Source organism: Frankia sp. CcMO1, assembly GCF_977945845.1.
In genome coordinates, this window is the sequence record NZ_CDWTMG010000076.1 from 1 (window position 1) to 18,474 (window position 18,474).

General features: G+C 70.0%; 14 protein-coding genes and 2 pseudogenes. 4 read left to right on the forward strand and 12 right to left on the reverse strand.

Going from position 1 to position 18,474, the window contains the following annotated elements:
• The 8 genes and pseudogenes from AC08OU_RS11670 to AC08OU_RS11705 form a co-directional block, all read right to left on the reverse strand.
• Positions 1–283, reverse strand: a pseudogene (locus AC08OU_RS11670) (serine/threonine protein kinase); the annotation flags it as partial.
• 34 nt (positions 284–317) lie between these two features.
• Positions 318–1,802 (reverse strand): serine/threonine-protein kinase, encoded by a 1,485-nt coding sequence (locus AC08OU_RS11675; RefSeq protein WP_476599650.1) that lies wholly within the window; start codon positions 1,800–1,802, stop codon positions 318–320.
• Positions 1,803–2,100: 298 nt separating this feature from the next.
• Positions 2,101–3,516, reverse strand: coding sequence for a serine/threonine-protein kinase (locus tag AC08OU_RS11680; RefSeq protein WP_476604893.1), 1,416 nt, complete (start codon positions 3,514–3,516; stop codon positions 2,101–2,103).
• Between the two features lie 67 nt (positions 3,517–3,583).
• A complete protein-coding gene (locus tag AC08OU_RS11685) occupies positions 3,584–4,747 on the reverse strand; it encodes a TAXI family TRAP transporter solute-binding subunit (protein ID WP_476599647.1) in 1,164 nt (387 codons plus the stop codon).
• 208 nt (positions 4,748–4,955) lie between these two features.
• Positions 4,956–5,360, reverse strand: coding sequence for a hypothetical protein (locus AC08OU_RS11690; protein WP_476599646.1), 405 nt, complete (start codon positions 5,358–5,360; stop codon positions 4,956–4,958).
• Positions 5,357–6,496, reverse strand: coding sequence for a hypothetical protein (locus AC08OU_RS11695; protein WP_476599644.1), 1,140 nt, complete (start codon positions 6,494–6,496; stop codon positions 5,357–5,359). The genes AC08OU_RS11690 and AC08OU_RS11695 overlap by 4 nt, the downstream gene beginning before the upstream one ends.
• Positions 6,442–6,837, reverse strand: coding sequence for a hypothetical protein (locus tag AC08OU_RS11700; RefSeq protein WP_476599642.1), 396 nt, complete (start codon positions 6,835–6,837; stop codon positions 6,442–6,444). Before AC08OU_RS11700 ends, AC08OU_RS11695 begins: the two co-directional genes overlap by 55 nt.
• A gap of 317 nt (positions 6,838–7,154) precedes the next feature.
• Positions 7,155–7,655 (reverse strand): hypothetical protein, encoded by a 501-nt coding sequence (locus AC08OU_RS11705; protein WP_462188875.1) that lies wholly within the window; start codon positions 7,653–7,655, stop codon positions 7,155–7,157.
• Positions 7,656–8,009: 354 nt separating this feature from the next.
• On the opposite strand from AC08OU_RS11705, the gene AC08OU_RS11710 reads away from it, so the two are divergent.
• Together AC08OU_RS11710 and AC08OU_RS11715 are read left to right on the forward strand one after the other, a co-directional pair.
• A complete protein-coding gene (locus AC08OU_RS11710; RefSeq protein WP_476599651.1) occupies positions 8,010–9,086 on the forward strand; it encodes a thioesterase domain-containing protein in 1,077 nt (358 codons plus the stop codon).
• A 22-nt stretch (positions 9,087–9,108) separates the two neighbouring features.
• Positions 9,109–9,372 (forward strand): hypothetical protein, encoded by a 264-nt coding sequence (locus AC08OU_RS11715; RefSeq protein WP_462188876.1) that lies wholly within the window; start codon positions 9,109–9,111, stop codon positions 9,370–9,372.
• 43 nt (positions 9,373–9,415) lie between these two features.
• Here the strand turns inward: AC08OU_RS11715 and AC08OU_RS11720 are convergent, their stop codons facing one another.
• Positions 9,416–10,177, reverse strand: a complete 762-nt coding sequence (locus AC08OU_RS11720) for an SDR family NAD(P)-dependent oxidoreductase (protein WP_476599639.1) — start codon at positions 10,175–10,177, stop codon at positions 9,416–9,418.
• Between the two features lie 604 nt (positions 10,178–10,781).
• Here AC08OU_RS11720 and AC08OU_RS11725 point away from each other — a divergent pair.
• A complete protein-coding gene (locus AC08OU_RS11725; protein WP_476604894.1) occupies positions 10,782–11,183 on the forward strand; it encodes a hypothetical protein in 402 nt (133 codons plus the stop codon).
• Between the two features lie 21 nt (positions 11,184–11,204).
• Here AC08OU_RS11725 and AC08OU_RS11730 read toward each other — a convergent pair whose 3' ends face one another.
• The 3 genes and pseudogenes from AC08OU_RS11730 to AC08OU_RS11740 form a co-directional block, all read right to left on the reverse strand.
• Complete coding sequence (locus AC08OU_RS11730) at positions 11,205–11,366, reverse strand: SDR family oxidoreductase (protein ID WP_462188879.1); 162 nt, start codon at positions 11,364–11,366, stop codon at positions 11,205–11,207.
• Positions 11,363–13,555, reverse strand: a pseudogene (locus tag AC08OU_RS11735) (diguanylate cyclase domain-containing protein). The gene AC08OU_RS11730 and the pseudogene AC08OU_RS11735 overlap by 4 nt, the downstream one beginning before the upstream one ends.
• Entirely contained in the window at positions 13,507–15,336 is a 1,830-nt protein-coding gene (locus AC08OU_RS11740; protein WP_476599637.1) for a diguanylate cyclase domain-containing protein, read from the reverse strand. The pseudogene AC08OU_RS11735 and the gene AC08OU_RS11740 overlap by 49 nt, the downstream one beginning before the upstream one ends.
• 1,383 nt (positions 15,337–16,719) lie before the next feature.
• Here AC08OU_RS11740 and AC08OU_RS11745 point away from each other — a divergent pair.
• Complete coding sequence (locus AC08OU_RS11745) at positions 16,720–18,405, forward strand: acyl-CoA dehydrogenase family protein (protein WP_476599635.1); 1,686 nt, start codon at positions 16,720–16,722, stop codon at positions 18,403–18,405.
• Positions 18,406–18,474 lie beyond the last annotated feature (69 nt).

The window sequence follows — 18,474 nt, forward strand, 5'->3', positions numbered from 1 at the left end:
GAAGACAAGTGTACACCACCATGCCGGCGGGGTTGCGGTCGACGAGACGTCCGCGGCGGCTCTCCCCGACAAGACGGGCCCGGCCCTCCAGCGAGCCCACGCCCACCTCGTGGTCGGCCGGGCCGAACGGGCCGGTACCGACCAGCCCGGCCTGCTCGGGAACCTCGGTCACGTAGATCCGCACGATCGCTCCGGGCACGGTCGTCCAGCGCAGGACGGTGCCGCCCAGGGTGGAACGGGCCTCCAGATCCACCACCGCGCGCGGCCGTGTGACGACCCGCACCAGCACCTCCGCGGCACCCGACGGGGCGGCGAGACTATCCGAGGCGTCCGCCCCGGCGACCCACACCTGGTAGCGGTAGATCGCGCCGGGTGCGGTGTCCTGGTCGAGGAAATAGCCGTCGGATCCGCGGAACCGGCGCTTCGCGCCCGACAGCGGGGAGGTCTCGGCGAAGGTCCGTTCGATGATGACGCAGCCCTGCCCCGGAACCGGACGCCAGGACAGCGCGACCGCGTCGTCGATCATACTTGCCCGCAGCGCCGTGACGGGCGGGAAGAGCGTGCGGGTCGGGGTGCGGACCGGTACGGACCGGTACGGACCGCAGCTGGCCGGATTCGCCGGACACCGTGGTGACCACCTCGTGCCAGTGCGGGACGCCCCTGGGCACGCCGGCGTCGAACAGCTCGGTGGCCGTGGTGATGCCCAGGCTGCGTTCGCGGTGGCCGCCGGGGGCCGTGGGATCGACGAGAACACGCGACACCCGGTAGGAGGCGCCCTGCGTGGCCGACGGTTCCCATCGGAGCAGGACCGCGCCGTCCTGCTCCACCGCGGTGAGCTCCATCGGGGCGGCGGGATAGCCGGTCTGCGGCGCGTCGGGATCGACGTGCCCGCCGGACACCTGGCTGGGCGCCGCTCCGGCGGTGGGCCCTGGATGCCAGGACAGCTCGTCAACGTGGGCCGCCCGACGCGGCGGATCGGCCCGGGCCGCCCGGGTGAGCAGCTCGCGCGCCCGGGCCGGGGTCATCCGCCGGCCGGGGTCCTTCTCCAACAGGCCGTCGAGCACCGCGGCCAGCTCGCCGGCCCGGTGCGCCGGGGCGGGCGGGTGCAGCAGGATGGCCGCGAGCATCGCGGCGAACGTGTCCCGCTCGAACGGCGGCCGGCCATCGACGGCGAAGTACAGCGTGCCGCCCAGGCTGAACAGGTCCGCCTCGAAGGTGGCGGGCTGGTTGTTCAGCCGCTCCGGCGCCATGTAAAGGGGGGTCCCGAGGACACCGGTGACGGTGAGGGTCGGGTCGCCGTCGCCGGTGGCGATGCCGAAGTCGGTGAGCACGACCCGTCCGTCGGTCCGGATCAGGACGTTCGACGGCTTGACGTCACGGTGAACGATGCCATGCGCCCGTGCCGCGACGAGGGCGTCGAGCACCGCGGTCCCGATCCGGGCGACCTCGGCGACGGGCAGGGGCCCGTCGGACCGGACCACCTCGAACAGGGACCGAGACGGCACGAGCTCCATCACGATCCAGGGCAGGCCGTTCTCCAAGAGCACGTCGAGGATGGTGACGACATGCGGATGGCTGCGAAGCTTGGCCGCGTGGCGCGCCTCCCGCAGGGCGCGTTCGACCCGGTCCGCGCGTTCGGCCTCGGCGACTCTGCCGGCGAACTCGATCTCCTTGAGGGCTGCCTCGGTCTCCAGCACGGAGTCGAAGGCACGCCACACCGTCCCCATCGCACCCGCACCCAGCCGCGCGACGAGTCGGTATCGGCCCGCCACCATACGGTTGCCTACCGGAACGGTAGCCACGACACCCCCCTTGGCTTCCTCCATTGTCGCAGGACAGCTTCCCAAGTGGACGGAAATATCGAGACGCTGCCGGGCAGCCCGCTCGCCGGGAGCCCGTGGACCGGGGCACCCGCGTGACTCCGGGCCGGGGTCGGGTCGGGTGAGGCCGGGCTGGGCCGGGGTCGGGTCGGTCAGGACGGGTCGGGGCGTTCCGGCACGAGGCGCTGGCCGGGGGCCGCGGCGCCGGGCGGGCGCAGGGTCGCCTCGGCGGTGTCCGTGCCGGCTTCCCCACCGGTGTTCGGGTGGGAGGCCGGGTGGGTCAGTTCCAGGAGCCGGTGTGACCCCCCCGACTCGCCCGGCCCGCCCGGCCCGTCGGTTCCGGGCCGACCCCCGGGGCCGGCCGGGACGGCGCCATGGCGCCCGCGAAGGCCGTGGCGACGATCAGGGCGCCGGCAACCGACAGCAGTACCCGATTCGGCTCGTCGACATCCAGGACGCGCGCGAGCAGCAGACCGGTCCCCGACCCGCTCACCGCCGCGGCCACGGTCGTCAGGACGCCGATCCGGCGGTCACTCAGGAAGGTCATTTGTCCGCAGATGAAGCCGATCATCGTGGCGGCCACCGGTCCAACGACGGCATGGCCGGTCCGCTCGGTCCCAGCGGCCCAGACCCCGGCCGCAGCGGCCAGACCGGTCAGGGTGAGCAGCGCGGTCAGGACCGATGACCGTGACGAGGACCGGAAAGGACGTGAAGGACGGGAAGGACGCGCGGGCCCGGCTGGGGGAAATGGCGGCGTCGGGACGGGTGAGGGTTTGGGGGGAGGGGTTGCCGGCGGGCCGGGATTCGGGGTCGGCCGGGTCTGCTCGCGGTTCGGTTCCGCGGCCGTGACCGGGGGGACGCCGTTGCTGGCGTCGGCCGTCTCCCTGGGGGAGAGCCGCTGGGTGAGCAGGCGGACGAGCTCGCCGGCGGAGGGCCGGTGCCCGGGGTTCTTCGTCAGGGCGCGGCGAACGGGACCGAGCAGCCGCTCGGGCACGCCGTCGAGCTCCGGCTCGGTCGAGCTGATGTGCAGTGCCACGATCTCCGGCGCCTCGCCGCGGAAGGGACGTCGCCCAGTCGCGGCGAAGACCACGCAGCATCCCCAGGCGAAGACGTCCGCGGCCGATCCCGCCTGCTGGCCGTTGATCTGCTCGGGGGCCATCCAGGCCACGGTCCCGACGAGTTCGCCCGCCTGGGTGTAGCCGGTGTAGTCGGCCGACCGGGCCACCCCGAAGTCGATGACCTTGGGACTGGGCCAGGACATCACGATGTTCGCCGGTTTGAGGTCGCGATGCACCACGCCGGCGGTGTGGATCGCCTCGAGGGCCGTGGCGAGACCGATCGCGAGCCCATCCAGAGAGCGGCCCGTGAGCGGGCCGCTCTCCTGGACGGCGGCGTGCAGGGTGGGGCCCGCCACGTATTCGGTCGCGAGCCAGGGCTTCGGCCCGTCCACCTCGGCCCTGATCACCCGGGCGACGGTGTCGGCCTGCACGTCCCGGGCAGCCGAGACCTCGGAACGGAAGCGGGCACGGCACTCGGGGTCACTGGCATGCACCTCGTGCGGCACCTTTACCGCGACGGGCTGGTCGTCCGGCCCGAATCCCAGGTAAACAACGCCCATGCCGCCGGCGCCGATGCGATTGTGCAGGCGATAGGGCCCTATCACCCGCGGGTCGGTGTCGTTCAGTGGTCTTAGCACGGCTGGTCCTCGAGCGTCCCTGTCCCCGGCAGCACTGTCCCCGGCGGCGCTGCCTTTGGCGGCGCTGTCACGTCGCACCACAGCCCGGTGGGCGTCGGAATCTCTGAACGTAGTATTCCGTGGCGGCCCGATGCAACGGTATATAGCAGAAAAGCGGTCCTTCGTAGACGGACAGCGCGTCCGGGACCGTCCGTCCCCCGGGGTTGTCGCCCCACAGCGCCTCTGCGTAGTCCTGCGGATCCCGGAACAGTTCGGCGGTCGCCCGCCTGACCAGTACCGGATCGGCGTCCGCATGGGCGAGCAGGCCGTTGGGGATTGTGACGGTCCGGACCGGCGGGATCTCCCGGTAGTCGTCGGGCCCGAGGCTTCCGGTGCCGAAGACCGGCCCGGCGAAGAAGTGCCCGCGGGACCGGTAGAACTGGTCCCAGTCGGCGGTGATGCCGTCCTGGTAGCTGGACAGGTCGAGCAGGCGCAGCCGGGCGCCACCGGCGATGGCGTTCTTGATCTGCCGGGTTCCGGCTTCGCCCGCCCAGACCACCGCGTCCACCTTCCCGGCGGACAGGCGGCGCAGGGCCTCGTCGATGGAGGATTCGTCCAGCTCGCCGCGGCAGTCCTCGGACAGGGCCACCCGCAGGAGCACCTCGCTGATCTGCCGGACCCCCGATCCCGGCCGGCCGGCGGCGATGGGTCGATGGCAGAGATCGGCGAAGCGGGTGATGTCGACGTCATCCGACCTGCTGGTGGGGCCGCGCACGATCACGTGCAGCAGGTCCTGATGGACGGGGCCGAGGGTGCGCAGACCCGCCACCGGGTGGCCACCGCGGTTCGGATCGAACTGGTTGACCCCCTCCGCCGCGTCGACCGTCGTGTTGAGCTGCGCGATCGCCAACCCGCAGACGCGGCTGTCGGGTGATTCCAGGTCATAGATGTTCTCCGTGGAACCCGCTGTTTCCACGACGTCCACGTCGAAGTGTTCCGGGGCGGCTTGCAACCGGGTCCGCAGTACCCGGGCAAACTGATTATAGGGTGACCCGACGTTGCCGGTGAAGATCTGTACCGAAGCACAGGCGGATCGGCCCGCCGGCGGCCAGGCGGCCGCCCTGGAACGATCGGACGTGGCAACGACCGAAGTGACGACGGCGACGGCGAGAACCACACCGATCACCACGGTGAGGCGTTGCCGTCGGGTCAGCCTTTCCGGCCGGGACCCGGCCGGTTGGTCCGTCGACACCGCGCATCCTCCGCTCTGGGATGTGGATCACTGACGACCATGGTCGCGGAATGCGGGAAATCGTAGAGGAATCGGCAGAGCAGGTTCACGGCCGGGGTGCGGTGGTAAAGTGCCCGGCTGCCAGCTTCTCGGAAACTCTTCCGGGGTGCGATTCCCTGCGGGCCTTCGGGCTTGTCCGGTGGACGACACGGGGTCACCGGTGGCGAGGTCAACGTCCGGCTTCCCGGTCTGGAAGCCACAGGTCGACTCCGCCGACGCGGCGGGGAGCCACGCCGACGAGTTCGCGCAGCAGCGTGCGTAGCTCGGCGGTCCGTCGCGCCGGTCCCAGCACGACGGCGTCCGGGGCCAGCCGTTTGTAGGCCGCCCGGAGCCGCGGCGATCCCGACATGGCAGCGGCGGTCGTCGCGCCGTTGTCGATGTCGATGAGGGCGGACGTCAGCGCGTCCGGCGGGCTGTGCAACGCCGCCCGGCCGTCGGGCCCGGGGACGGTGCAGTAGCAGCCGGGGATGACGAACCGGAAGTTCGCCCTGGCTTGCCACAGCATGGCCTCGGCGTTCTGGGGATGGGGAAAGGGGACGACGAGTGCGGTGGCACCCTCCGGAATCAGGGTCACCCGTCACCAGTGAAGAACGCGGGCGTCGTCATCGACGTGGTGAGCATCGGGGCGGGGACGAGTGCCACCAGGGCAGAGAGTGTCAGCACGCCGGCTCCCACCCGGACGGTCCTGGTCCGGGCCCGAGCGGGGATCCCCCGTCCGGGGTCCAGGTCGGCGGGCGCCGTCCGGTTCGACGGCAGCCGGTCGAGCCCGGTCGCCACCACGATGGCCGCGCACATCATCACGTATAACGCCAGGCGGGAGGGCAACGCGTTCCCGAGCACCGGCACGTGCTGAAGGGGCAGCCACGGGAGGGGAACGCCGGTGTCCCGGCCGTCGACATGCAGGTGACCGCCGAGGGAGAGCACGGCCATGACCACGCCGAGGGGAGCGAACACCCCGACCAGCGGAGGCCGGCGCGCACCACCCGTCGTGACGACGACCATGACGACCACGATGATCAGGACGATCAGTGGAGCGCCCAGATAACCGCTGACCTCGACCGCGTTCCCCGTGAAACCGAGGCTGTGGCGCAGCGCGTCGTCCGGGGCGACGGCCTGCATCGGCGTCGGCGTGACGAAGGTCAGCAGATCCGTCACGGCGATTCCATCGGGTTGGATCGAGCCGTGGATCCGCTGGGCACCCAGGAACTGGGTGCCCAGCGGCCAGGCGAGCGCGGCCGCGGCGACTCCGCCGGCCGTGGCGAGGCCGGTCAGGGCCGGTCGTAGCCGCGATCGGATCCGATCGCGATGATGTACGGCGAGGATCACAAGACCGAACGTGGCTGCCAGCGCGGATGTGGCGAGCAGCTCCTCGCCGATCAGCGCCTGGGCGGTGATCGCCAGACCGAGCAGGACGCCGGTGCGCCGCGGCCCCCGCCCGCGGACCACGAGATCGTCGAGGAGTAGCAGGAGAACCGGCGGGAACGGTGCGAAGGTCAGATGCAGATGACCGTAGGACGCGCCGATCATGTACGGCCCGAAGCCGTACAGCAGGCCGGCCAGCGCCGCCGGTCCCGGGCGTACCCATCGGCGCAGCACCCAGAACAGGGCGAATCCGCTGATCACGGGCGCCAGGGTCAGCAGCACCGTCAGCGTGGTCACGGGGCCGCCCAGCAGCGTGATCGGTGCGGCCAGCGCGCCCAGTAGGAGCACGGGTGTGCTCCACAGGACGTCGCGGCCCCGTCGGGGACGTTGATGTGGTGCGTCAGGAACGGGTTGAGCCCGTCGGCGAGCGCGTGCGGCGTCCAGCCGAGGAACCAGGCGAACAGCATGGCGTCGTTGCCGCCGTAGGAGACGTTCCCGAGATTCCCCCAGGCGGAGTGGAAGATGCAGACGGCCACCGCCAGGTATCCCACCGCGACCAACAGCGGCGGAGGAACCTGGATCCGCCAGGACCGGATCGCCGGCGCCGGGTGTGCACCGTGGCCGGGGGCATGATCGGTGCCGCGATCGGAGATACCTCCGGCGGTCCCTGCGGTTTCGGATTGCGTCACGACGGCCCCCCTCGTGTGCCCGTCGACCCCGATCCGCCCCCTGCGGACGGGATGTACGGGGCGTTCACGACCATAGTCGCCCTGATTGCCTCCATGGCTACATAGCGTGACTATTTGGCGGTGTGGGGTAACGGTCTACCCGCGATACGACACGGGGAGAGATACCCACCGAGGGAGAGTTCCTCGGCCGGGTGCGGAAACCCTCGCCGGTTTCCCGGGCCGGCGGTCGCGGTCGTTCTCGAGGCGGCGGTCGTTCTCGAGGTTCCGGCGGTTCCCGGTGTTCGGCTGTCCGGGCCGTTCTGGTGCGGCGCGCGGTACTACCCGGCTGCCCGGTCCTGGCCGCGGGACGTGGCGCTCGGATCCGCCCATTCCGCCACCAACGCGGCGCAGCTGCGATAGCGCGCGACGGCGTAGTCGTCGGAGACGACGCCGTCGCGGTCAAGCACGGCGACGGGATAGCCACGCTCCGCGCGATAGCCCCGTTCACCGACGATGACCCGCCCCCCGAGCCGGACCACTCCGACGACGTACGGCAGGGAGGTCCAGCGGGGCGGGCGGGCGGCGGCCAGGATGCTCGGGTCCCGCCAGGCGTACAGGCCGCAGGCGCAGTGCTCGTCCGGGACCCGTTCGTGGCCCGCGCCGGGCTCGCCGGGCTCGACGTCCCGGTCCGGCCGGCGGGTGCGCAAGCAATGTGCCTCGGTCATGCCGTCGGCGCGCCAGAGCAGTAGCCCGGGTGGAAACGGCGACCACGGCGTCCAGGCAGGGCGTAGCTGGCCGTGCGCGTCCACCGCCCACTGCCGCCAGCCGAGCAGGCTCACCCGGGAACCGGTTCCAGGTCCGGTTCCGGCGCGGCCGGGACCGGGATGGTCAGCGGCTCGGAGTCGGGAAAGCTGATCGGCTCGTCTTCGACGATCCGTTCCGGTCTGCCCACGTCACCCACACGTCTACGGTGAGCGCCCGACGCCGAGCCGTCAATGCCCGACGGGGACGGGTCACCCCATCGGGGAACCGGCCACCCCACCGGGGAGTGGGCCGACCGGCGGGACCAGGCTCACCGCCGTGGGCCTCGATCACGGGTTCCCGCGAACGCCCGGCCGGCGTATCGATGATCTTGACCGGTGGTGTTCAATGTGCTCTTCGCCTAGTCCTGTGGGGTGATGTCGTTGCCGGGCATGTCTGCGGCCGATCCGTATCAGGTGGCCGCGGCCCTGTTGTGGGCCCGCGTGCTCGGCCTCGAGACCGTCGGTCTGCATGACGACTTCACCGCCCTTGGCGGTGATGCGGCGACCGCGCAGGAGCTGGTGGCGACCCTGTGCGACGAGTTCGGGGTCCGGCTGCCGAGCTCCGTGGTCGTCCAGGCGCCGACGCCCGCCGCGTTCGCCGAGGTGTGGGCCGCCCGGCAGAGCGAGTCCGTCGGGCATCCCACCGTGATGCCGCTGACGCCCGGCGGTTCCGGCACCCCGTTGTTCTGCTTCCCGGAGGCCGGTGGGCCGGCGATCGGTCTGCTCCCGTTCGCCCGGTACTTCGCGGGCGAACGGCGGGTCTACGGGATGCAGGCGCACGCCCTGGAACGGCGGGGCATCCCCGACTGGTCGGTGTCGGCCGCCGCCCGGCGGCACGTGGGGGAGATCCGTCTTCTCCAGCCGACGGGTCCCTACCTGCTGGCCGGGCACTCCTTCGGCGGACTGATCGCGTTCGAGGTCGCGCAGGTTCTCCGGCAGGCGGGCCACGAGGTCGGCCTGCTGGCGTTGATCGACACCTACCTGCCGGGTACCTCGCGGCTGACCCGATCCGGGACGATCGTGCCGACCAGTCAGTTGGAGGGAGCGCATCCGGACTCCCCGGCGCCGCCCGACGCCGGTCGGGGGATCGGCCCACTCGCCGCCGACGACGGGCCTACGCTGACCCCGCGGGTGATGGTCGACCGCCTGCGCCAGCTCGTCGAGCTGCCGCTTGCCGGCGTGGTCCGCTTCCGGGGGATGCACCAGTACGACGTCTTCTACAACCAGGGGCGCATCCTGACGATGACCTACCGCCCCCGCACCTACGATGGCCGGACGGCGGTCTGGCTCGCCGACGACCACGACGAGATCGAGGCCTGGCGGGGCGTCCTGACCGGACCCGCCGCGATCCGCCGGATCGGCGGGGACCACCGCGGCGTCCTGCGGGAACCGCTGGTCGCCGGGGTGCTGGCTGAACTGCGCCACGAGCTGGCGACGGTGCCCGGCATCGACGGCCGCCGGGTCTGATCTCCTGGGGGTCGCCGGGTCGATGGCGTTCCGCCGTTCCTGCCCCGTACCCGACGGGCGCCGCGGGGAGGTGTTCGACGAGGCGTTCGCGGCGTTGCGGCGGCGCTATCCGCAGGTCATCCCGGAGCGGCTACTTCCGGCCGGGCGGGACGCGGCGCGCTCGTTGATCGCCGAGTATCTCGCCGCCGGGATGAGCAAGTTCGTCTTTCATCCGGTCACGACGCCCGGCGGATGGCCGGATTTCTTCGACGCCTTCGCCGCCGAACTCATGCCGCTCGAGACCTGATTGGCGGGTGTTTCCGGCGAGCCGGACAATATGGACGGAGGGCTCAGGTGATGGTGAAACCGCCGTCAACGGCGAGGGTCTGCCCCGTGACGAAACTGCCGGCGTCGGAGGCCAGGAAGAGAAGCGCCGCAGTCAGTTCCTCCGGTTCACCGATGCGTCCGCGGAGGATCCTCGCCGACTGGGTCTCGAGGTACTCGGGCTGGTACTGGTCGGTCATCTCAGAGCGGAAGAAACCCGGCGCCAGCGCATTCACCCGGATGCCGCGCCGGCCGGTCCATTGCTGGGCCAGATCGCGGGTGAGGCCGACGAGGGCGGCCTTGCTCGCCGTGTAGGCCGCCTGCGGCAGGCCGGCGGTCGTCAGGCCGAGGACGCTGGAGATGTTGACGATGCTGCTGCCGGGTCGCATGACCCGCGCCGCCGCCTGCGCCATCCAATAGCAGCCGCCCAGGTTGACGTCGATGACGGAGCGGAACTGCTGCGGGGTCTCCTTGAGCGCGGGGACGACGGTGCCGATCCCGGCGTTGTTGACCAGGATGTCGACCCGGCCGAAGGTCTCCATCGCGGCGGCGACGAGGTGTTCGCAGGAGGCGGGGTCGGCGACGTCGGTGGCGACCGGCAGGGCGCGGCGGCCCTCCTTCTCTACGAGCTCGGCGGTGGTGGTGAGCCGGTCGGTCCGGCGGGCGCCCAGGGCCACGTCCGCGCCGGCCTCGGCCAGGCCCCGGGCGAAGTCCACCCCGAGACCGGAGGACGCCCCGGTGACGACGGCGACCCGGCCGTCCACCCGGAACCGGTCCAATATGGACATAGCATGCTCCTTTACGATAAAGAGGCGCGCGCCTAATCATGGATCCTATCCCGGGCCGGCAAGTGATCCGGGCTTCCCGCGCCGCCATCCTTGCAGGTCCCGGGCCCAGGTGCCGACAAATCACCTCCCGTACGCGGATGCGTTCGGCGCGCTGTGCATCTGTCGGATGGTCCGTCCCGAGAGCATGTGCGTGCGTCGAATACGGCGAGACCCTTCCCCTTTCCGGTGGGCGCGGTCACAATCGACCGGTACGACCGGGCGGGCGACGACCAACATTGATCCGGCAACATCGGCATTATGGGGACGTAATGAAGTAACAAATACGTGATCGAGAGCATCATCGCAGGTCACAGGCCTGTGGAGGGTTCGAAACGCGCAAGTTATTTCATTTCGACTCCTATCCGGCAGCCGGCCATACCAGGCTGCCGACAAACGCGTTCCGGAACATGTGATCTGTGGGTCGAGGGGGTACTGACGATGTGTCGGTCACTTCGACATCACCGGCTGTGAAGCGCGACAATCCCGCGCACGTCGACAGGGCGACCGAGGGCCTCGGGAGAAAGGAAACGCGGGAGGAAGCGTGGAACGGGCAGAGCGTACCGAAGTGGACTCGCAGGTCCGGATGGAGCGTCATCTCGTCGTCGGTCTTCGTATCGGAGACTTGTCGGATATGGCCGATGTCCTGCTGGCCGCTGACCTTGCCGCGAAGCTCGACGCGCACCTCGTGCTCATCGCGGCCCCGGATCGATGGTCGAGCTGGGCACGGTGGACCGCGGGAATGCACTGCGCGTTTGGCGTGGAGACCGTGATGAACGCTGCCCGCATCGCCGAGGAGGAGGCCCGGGAAGATCTCAACCGGCGCCTCGGAACCCTGCTTGATCTAGTCGGCGTGACCTGGACCATGCGGTGGGCCACCGGCTCCTACCGACGAGCCGTGGCCCGCCACGCCCGACAGCACCCCGAGGCGCTGGTTATTTACCGGCTGGCGGGGGGCGGTGCCCGATAACCGGTGCCCGGTGGCACATGGTCACCGCCCACCGGTCACGTCGAGTATTGCTCCGGTGACGTAGGAAGCCTCGGGTGAGCAGAGCCATCGCACCGCGCCGGCGACCTCCTCAGCATGGATCCGCCCCGCTCTGCCGGCTGACGTCGCCCAGCGTCCCAGGCTGGCGGAGGCTGCGGGAGTCATCGCGCCGCGGGGGAGATGGAACGTCGGGCCCGGGCGCTCGTCTTCGCCTCGTACATGTCCGCATCGGCATGCCGGACCACGCTCTCGGGACTGTGCGAGCCGGCGCCCCCGACGGCCTGCGAGGACGCCAGGCCGATCGTCGCTCTGACCACAAGGGTGTTGCCGGCCACGGTGAGGGGCGCCTCGATGAACTCGCGCACCCGCTGCTCGGTCTGGCGCATCGTCAGGGAGTCGGCCCCGGGCAGCACAATGACGAACTCGTCACCGCCGAGTCAGAACGCCTGCCCGGCACGTGCTTCCGGCCAGATCGTCTCGGGGCCGATCATCGCGGGACCGATCGTCTCGACCGGTCCCGCGCTGGCCGCCGACGGGCCCGGGGCGAGGACGTCGGCCAACCGAGTGGCGACCGTGCACAGCACATCGTCGCCCACCTGGTGACCGAACGTGTCGTTGATCGGTTTGAAGTCATCCAGATCGATGAGCAGAACCGCGAACGGAGTCTGCTCCCGAGCCAGTTGATCGAGGAATTCGGTAAGCGCCGCCCTGTTCGGCAGGCCGGTCAACGGGTCGTGGGTGGCACGTTTCCGTAGCTGCTCCTGCAACTGACGACGTTCGCTGATCTCGTGGCAGGTAAGCAGGACACCACCGTCGAAGCGGCCCGGCCCGGACGCGGGCCGCCAGGCGCCGGCCTCGATGTCGAACCAGCGATGGCCGCCGTTGACCGTCCGCATGCGGACGTCCAGAAGGGACCCCGGTCCACCACACTGCCGGTCCGCGAGGAAGGCCCGCGTCGCCGCCTGGTCCTCGGGATGGACCAGGTCGATGAGCGGCAGCCCGATCATGGCCTCGACCGGGTAGCCGAGCAGGCTCTCGACCGCCGAGCTGATGAAGGTCGGCCGGCCCGCACGGTCCAGGTTGACGATGATGTCGTGCGACTCGTGCACCAGGGTCTGCAGCCGCGCCCGGTCGCGCCGGACCGCCTGCTCTCCCCGGAAGATCATTTTTGTCAGGCCTGAGAACGTGACGGCCACGATGCCGAGCAGCAGCAGATCGCCGACGGCATGGTTGTCTCGCGGGTCGCGCGGCAGTGGGCCGTCCTGTTGCAGGATGAGGTACCCCCATGTGGGATGGCCGGGGATCGCGGCGGCAACGGCGACGTGACCGCCGCCGTTGCGTACCGTCACCCGCCGGCTCTGGCCTGGCCTGATTGACCGCAGCTCCGTGCCGTCAGTCATGGCGATCCCGACCGCGGACGGATCGTCGGACAGGGCGATGCGCCCGGTCTCGTCGACGATGACGATCCGGGTGCCCTCTCCGGTGCCGCTCGTCCCGGTGCCCCCGCCGCCAAAGATGCGGACCATCTCGGCTCCCGGCATCCCGGCTCCCGGCCTACCCATGACCAGGAACGCGGCGCTGCGTCCGTCCCGCACGATCGGCACGATGCTGTACGCCCGAACCCGATCGCCCAGGTGGAAAACAGGGATGTTGATTCCGCTGGTGCGGGCGAGAGCCCAGATCCGGTCCTGCGGGGGGAACGGGATCGTTGCGCCGGTGGGTTGGACCGCCGTCGGCCTGCCGTCGAGATCGACCAGTGCCAGAACGGTGTCGGGGCCCGCGAACGCCGACCGGGAGACCGAGGCCAGCACCCGCTGGTCGACGGCGGGTTCGGTCAGCGACCAGGGAAGCCTGGAGATCGGGTCGATCAGGCGCACGGGTTGGCCCAGGTCCGCGACATACTCGGCCAGACGGAGGACGAGGGAGTGAGCCTCGGCGATGTGCTGGGCCTCGTCTCGCCGCCGGTTGGCATCTTCGATCTCCAGAGTGACCGCCGTGGCGGCCAGGATGACGGTCCCCAGCACGAGCAGTGGGATGGCTCGCCCCAGCTGCTCGCGCACGGTTGTCCGCCAGCGTCGAGGAGACAGCAGATGCCCGGTCCGGCCCGCGGGTGACGATCCGGATGCGCCTGGGGATCTGGACGGGCCTGGGGATCTGGGTAAGGCTGGGAAGGACATCGAGCGCGGTCGGATGACCGGGGATCGCGGCGTGATCTCGTCAGTGGCGAGGAGCACGGGCGCGGACGGTGCGGGCGCTTCGAGCGTGGCGGTCTCGGCCGGCGTGCACTGGACGGCGGTGGGCCTGGTTACCGCGGGCTCCACCGTGGTGGTCTCGGCCGCCAGGGGGTCCGCCATGGCATATATCGTCCCGGACCAGCCTGCTTGGCCTTATACATGGCCTCGTCGGCGGCGCGCAGCAGCCGCCCGGAATGGCTGGGCCGGCTGACGGCCAGCGCTACTCCGATGCTTGCGGCGACGCAGACTTCGTAGCCGTCGACGAGAATCGGTTCCCGTACCGCGCGGATGACCCGACCGGCCATGGTGCGAGCGGCGATTTCGTTCGCGCGCCGCAGCAGGATCCCGAACTCGTCGTCGCCGAACCTCCCGGCGACATCGTCGGGGCCCAGCACTGTTCGGATCCGTCCACCGATGACCTGCAGCACCCGGTCGCCGGCCGCGTGGCCGAAGGTGTCGTTGACCGGCTTGAAGCTGTCGAGGTCGATGAACAGGACCGCGACGCCCGCAGCCGCGGCGAGGGCATCCTCGAGCTGCTCCTCGAAGGCGGTCCGGTTACACAGCCCGGTGAGTACATCATGGCGCGCCTGATAGCCGAGCTGGTCCAACAGCTGCTTCCGTTTACCGACCGCATGGCAGGTGATCAGCACCTCGCCGGATCCGTCCCGGGTGGACAGGCGGCGGGTCGCGACGTCGAACCACCGGGGTGTGCCGTTCGCCGCCGTCATCCGAATGTTGAGCAGGGACCCGGCAGCGGGGTTTTCGATCAATCGTACGAGCCGGTGCGCGTCGTCCGGGTGCACCAGATCCGCGACCCTGCGCCCGAGCCAGGCCTCCCGGGAATGGCCGAGTAACGGGACGATCGCGGGGCTGATGAACGTGAGCCGTCCGGTGAGGTCGGTTGTCAGCACGATGTCATGGGCCGCCGCGAACAACGCGCACAGCCCGGCCCGGGAACGCCGAGCCGCCGCCTCCCGCAGCAGGCCGACGAAGATGATGCTTAGGGGACGTAATGAAGTAACAAATACGTGATCGAGAGCATCATCGCAGGTTACAGGCCTGTGGAGGGTTCGAAACGCGCAAGTTATTTCATTTCGACTCCTTAGGACCGACGTCAGCGTGAAGGCCAGCAACGTCAGATTCCGTTGGTTCCGTCGGGCCCGGAGGTCGGCGTTCAGCGAGTCCGTGGCCTGCCGGAAGTAGGTCAGGTACCCCGTCGTCGGCTGCACCGCCGTGATGTTTGTGATCCTCTTGCCGTTCTCGGTTGTCTCCCAGATCCGCGCACCGCCACGCTGGGCTTGGGAGCGGGAGAGATCGGCGGTCGAGAGGACCTGCCGACCCAGCATGCCCGGCTCGGTGGAGGCGATTGGTACCCCGTCCGGGCCGACCGTCGACATGCTGCCCCGGCCGACCCCGAGCAGGGCCGCGATCCCGTTGGTGAACTGGAGGTTGGACTCCTCGGTGGACACGGAGACCAGGACGGCCCAGGGCCGCGGACGGCCGACGGGAACCACCGTTGCTCTGACGCGGCCATCGTGGAGGGCGAAGACGGGGGACACGGCGGGAACCCCGGACCAGGAAGCGGACCAGGCCTGCCCCAGGTCGGTGGGGACTATGGAGTTCCCCCGTGGATAGGAGGCCGTGGTATGGCCCGCGGTGTCGAGTAGCGCAACCACCCGGATGACATCGCCGGAGTGGGCGATCTGGAGCTGCGGGAGCAGGGCTTCGTTCCCCAGGGGGTCACCGGGCTGGAAGGGCGTCCGATCGGCCGCGGACTGCATAGCCGCCGGGTTGTTGACGATCGCCGCCCACTGCGCGAGCCGCTCGACCAGCTGGGAACGTTCGTTGAGGCGGTCTATCTTCTCCCGGCTCAGCAGATCGGAGCCTGTCCAGATTGCCATGGTACCGAGGACCGCAACCGTGAGTAGTCCGACGATCAGTGGGTGGATGAATCGCCGCCGGAGTCGCGATCCGGCCCGGGCCGCTGAGGTTCTGATTGCGGCCGTGACTCGTCCGGGTGCTTGCCGCCCACCGATTCGGCCACCTCTGATCATCTATATGCCCCGTCCGACAACCGTGCCCGGACTCGACGGATCTTACCGTGAGTGAAGACTTTCTGTTTTCCGTGCCGTCGAATCATCCCGGTAGTGGGTGAGCATACGAGTATCTGTGCCACGAGTTTCACCGGCCGCTGCCCGTGACAGAACTCCACCGCTTGCGCCGACACGGACCGGCGTATTGGGCTGGGTGACCCGGCGCGTCCGTGGGATGGAGGAGATTGCCGAACGAAGATGATTCGACTACTAGAAGTGTCGTTCCGAATACTTTAAGGCTTGGATGGTCAGTCGGCAGGCGACATCAACTCGACTATGGGTTACTATATATAACGCTAGGTGCTGTCGGTCGGGGTTGGGGAGCTGTGATGTTGGTACCTTCCGCGACCGGCCCCCGCATGCTTCTCGTTCCCTTCGGCATTATTCAATACTCTCCGTAACACCTGGCCGGTCTAGCCCGATCGAGTATCGCGGAAGATGATCATCTGGTCACCGCGTGCGTTGCTCGAGCCGGCGGAGCTTCGCGGCGGCGGGACCGCCGGGTGAATTAGGAGCGCGTGACCGCCCCTGCCCGCCTCGCCGGCTCCTCGTCGAGGCGTCGGACAGGGCGCGGGGCGGCTTGGTCGAGCGGTGCGTCGGCTGCTTCCGATCCGCTCCGCCGGTGCCTGGCTTAACGGGAAACGGCATTCTCGCCCGGATGGCGGTCCGGAGATTCACCGCGCCTCTGGTGGGCCGGAGCGTGCGGATTTCTTCGCCTGGGCGTGGCTACCGGTCGATTACCCGGTTCTCGATCCGGCCCGGCGCCCGGACATCAGGGCGCGACGACATCGTCCCGGCGTTGGATACCGAATGTGTAAACACCTTTGGGCGCAATAGCCGGACGCCGGCCGGGAACAGCCCACCTGTTCAGGGCACCCGGCATGGATCGTTTCTGGTCCGCCGTGGGCTTTCGCCGCGGGAGCGGATCTTCTTCGGTACGGCCGTGATCCGCACGGCCCCACCGAGCACACGGCCCCACCGAGCACACGGCCCGTGGATCCGGCGAGAGCGCGCGATGCGACTGGTCCGACGCGGCCAGGAGTGGCACGCTTCACACCAGTGCCGACGGGCCGTGCTCGATACGGTCCCGCTCGAACGCGGCCCGGTCGATGTGCGGCACTGTCGATGTGCGGCACTGTCGATGTGCGGCACTGTCGAGGCCGATGTGCGGCCCGGCCGAGAGGAGGGCCGGTGATCTCGCCGACCACCGTCAACCGGACAACGGCGGTTCCCGGGACGTGTTCGTCCCGGACCCATGAGGTGACGAACCAGCCTCCGCCCCTTGTGGGGCACGATGCGGCGGCCGATCCGGCGCTACTGGCGGCCCTCGCGCGGGAGGGGGCCGGCTGGCATGCGGACGATCTGCATCGACTCGGTCGGTTGGCCGGCACCGAGGAGGCCGCCCGCCAGGCCGACGAGGCGAACAGGTTCCCGCCGCAACTGCGCACTCATGATCGTTATGGGTTTCGCGTCGACGAGGTGGACTTCCATCCCTCCTGGCACGCCCTGATGGAGGTCGCGGTACGGGAGGGCCTGGCCGGGGCGCCGTGGGCCGACCCGCGTCCCGGCGCCCATGTCGCCCGCGCCGCGGACATCCTGGTCTGGGGCACCGTCGAGCAGGGCCATCTGTGCCCGGTGTCGATGACCTACGCCGTGGTGCCGGCGCTGCGCGCCGCCCCGGAGCTCGCCGCCCGCTACGAACCGTTGCTGACCAGCCGCGTCTACGATCCGGGTTTGCGCCCACCCGAGGGCAAGGCCGGCCTGCTGGCGGGCATGGGCATGACGGAGAAGCAGGGTGGCTCGGACGTCCGTGCTAACACGACGACGGCGACGCCGGCGGGCGACGGGACCTATCGGCTGCGGGGGCACAAGTGGTTCACCAGCGCCCCGATGAACGACGTCTTCCTGGTCCTGGCCCAGGCCCCCGGTGGCCTGTCCTGCTTCTGGGTGCCACGGGTGCTTCCGGACGGCGCCCGCAACACCTTCCGCATCGCGCGGCTGAAGGACAAGCTCGGTAACCGTAGTAACGCCAGCGGCGAGCCGGAGTTCGACGACACGGTCGGTTGGCTGGTCGGCGAGGAGGGCGCAGGGGTCCGGGCCATCATCGAGATGGTGGCGATGACCCGGCTCGACGCCAGCCTCGGCTCGGCGGCGGGGATGCGTGCGGCCGTCATGGCGGCCGCCCACCACGTACGTCACCGACGCGCGTTCGGGAGACTACTCATCGATGCTCCGCTGATGCGCAATGTGCTCGCCGATCTTGCCCTGGAGTCCGAGGCCGCGACGACCCTGGTGCTTCGGGTGGCGGGCGCGGTTGACCGGGCGGCCCGTGGCGATCGTCAGGAACGAGCGTTCAGACGGTTGGCGATCGCCGTCGCGAAGTACTGGGTGTGCAAGCGTTCCCCGGCGCTGGCCGCCGAGGCGCTCGAATGCCTGGGAGGTAACGGCTACGTGGAGGAGTCCGGGATGCCGAGGCTCTACCGCGAGGCGCCACTGAACGGTATCTGGGAGGGCTCGGGCAACGTCAACGCGCTCGACGTGCTGCGCGCGGTCACCCGGGAACCGGCCAGCCTCGCCGCCTTCGCCATGGAGATCGACGCGGCACGTGGCGCGGACCGCAGGCTGGACGCGGCCTGGGCCCGGTTGCGCGGTGTCCTCGACCGGTCCGAGGACGCGGAGTTCGCCGCCCGGCGCATCGTTGAGCGACTTGCCGTCGTCCTGCAGGGCTCCTTGCTGGTGCGCTACGCCCCGGGCGCCGTGGCCGACGCGTTCTGCGCCACGAGAGTCGCCGGTGAGGGGGGACTGGCCTTCGGCACCCTGCCTGATGCCGCTGATGTGCCAAACATTCTCGGCAGAATTCCACCGATGGGAGCCTGAGATGATTCGCTCGGTGTTTCCTGACCTTGGCGGATAGGTACTAGAAACTCTCCGTAATCAACGCTGCGC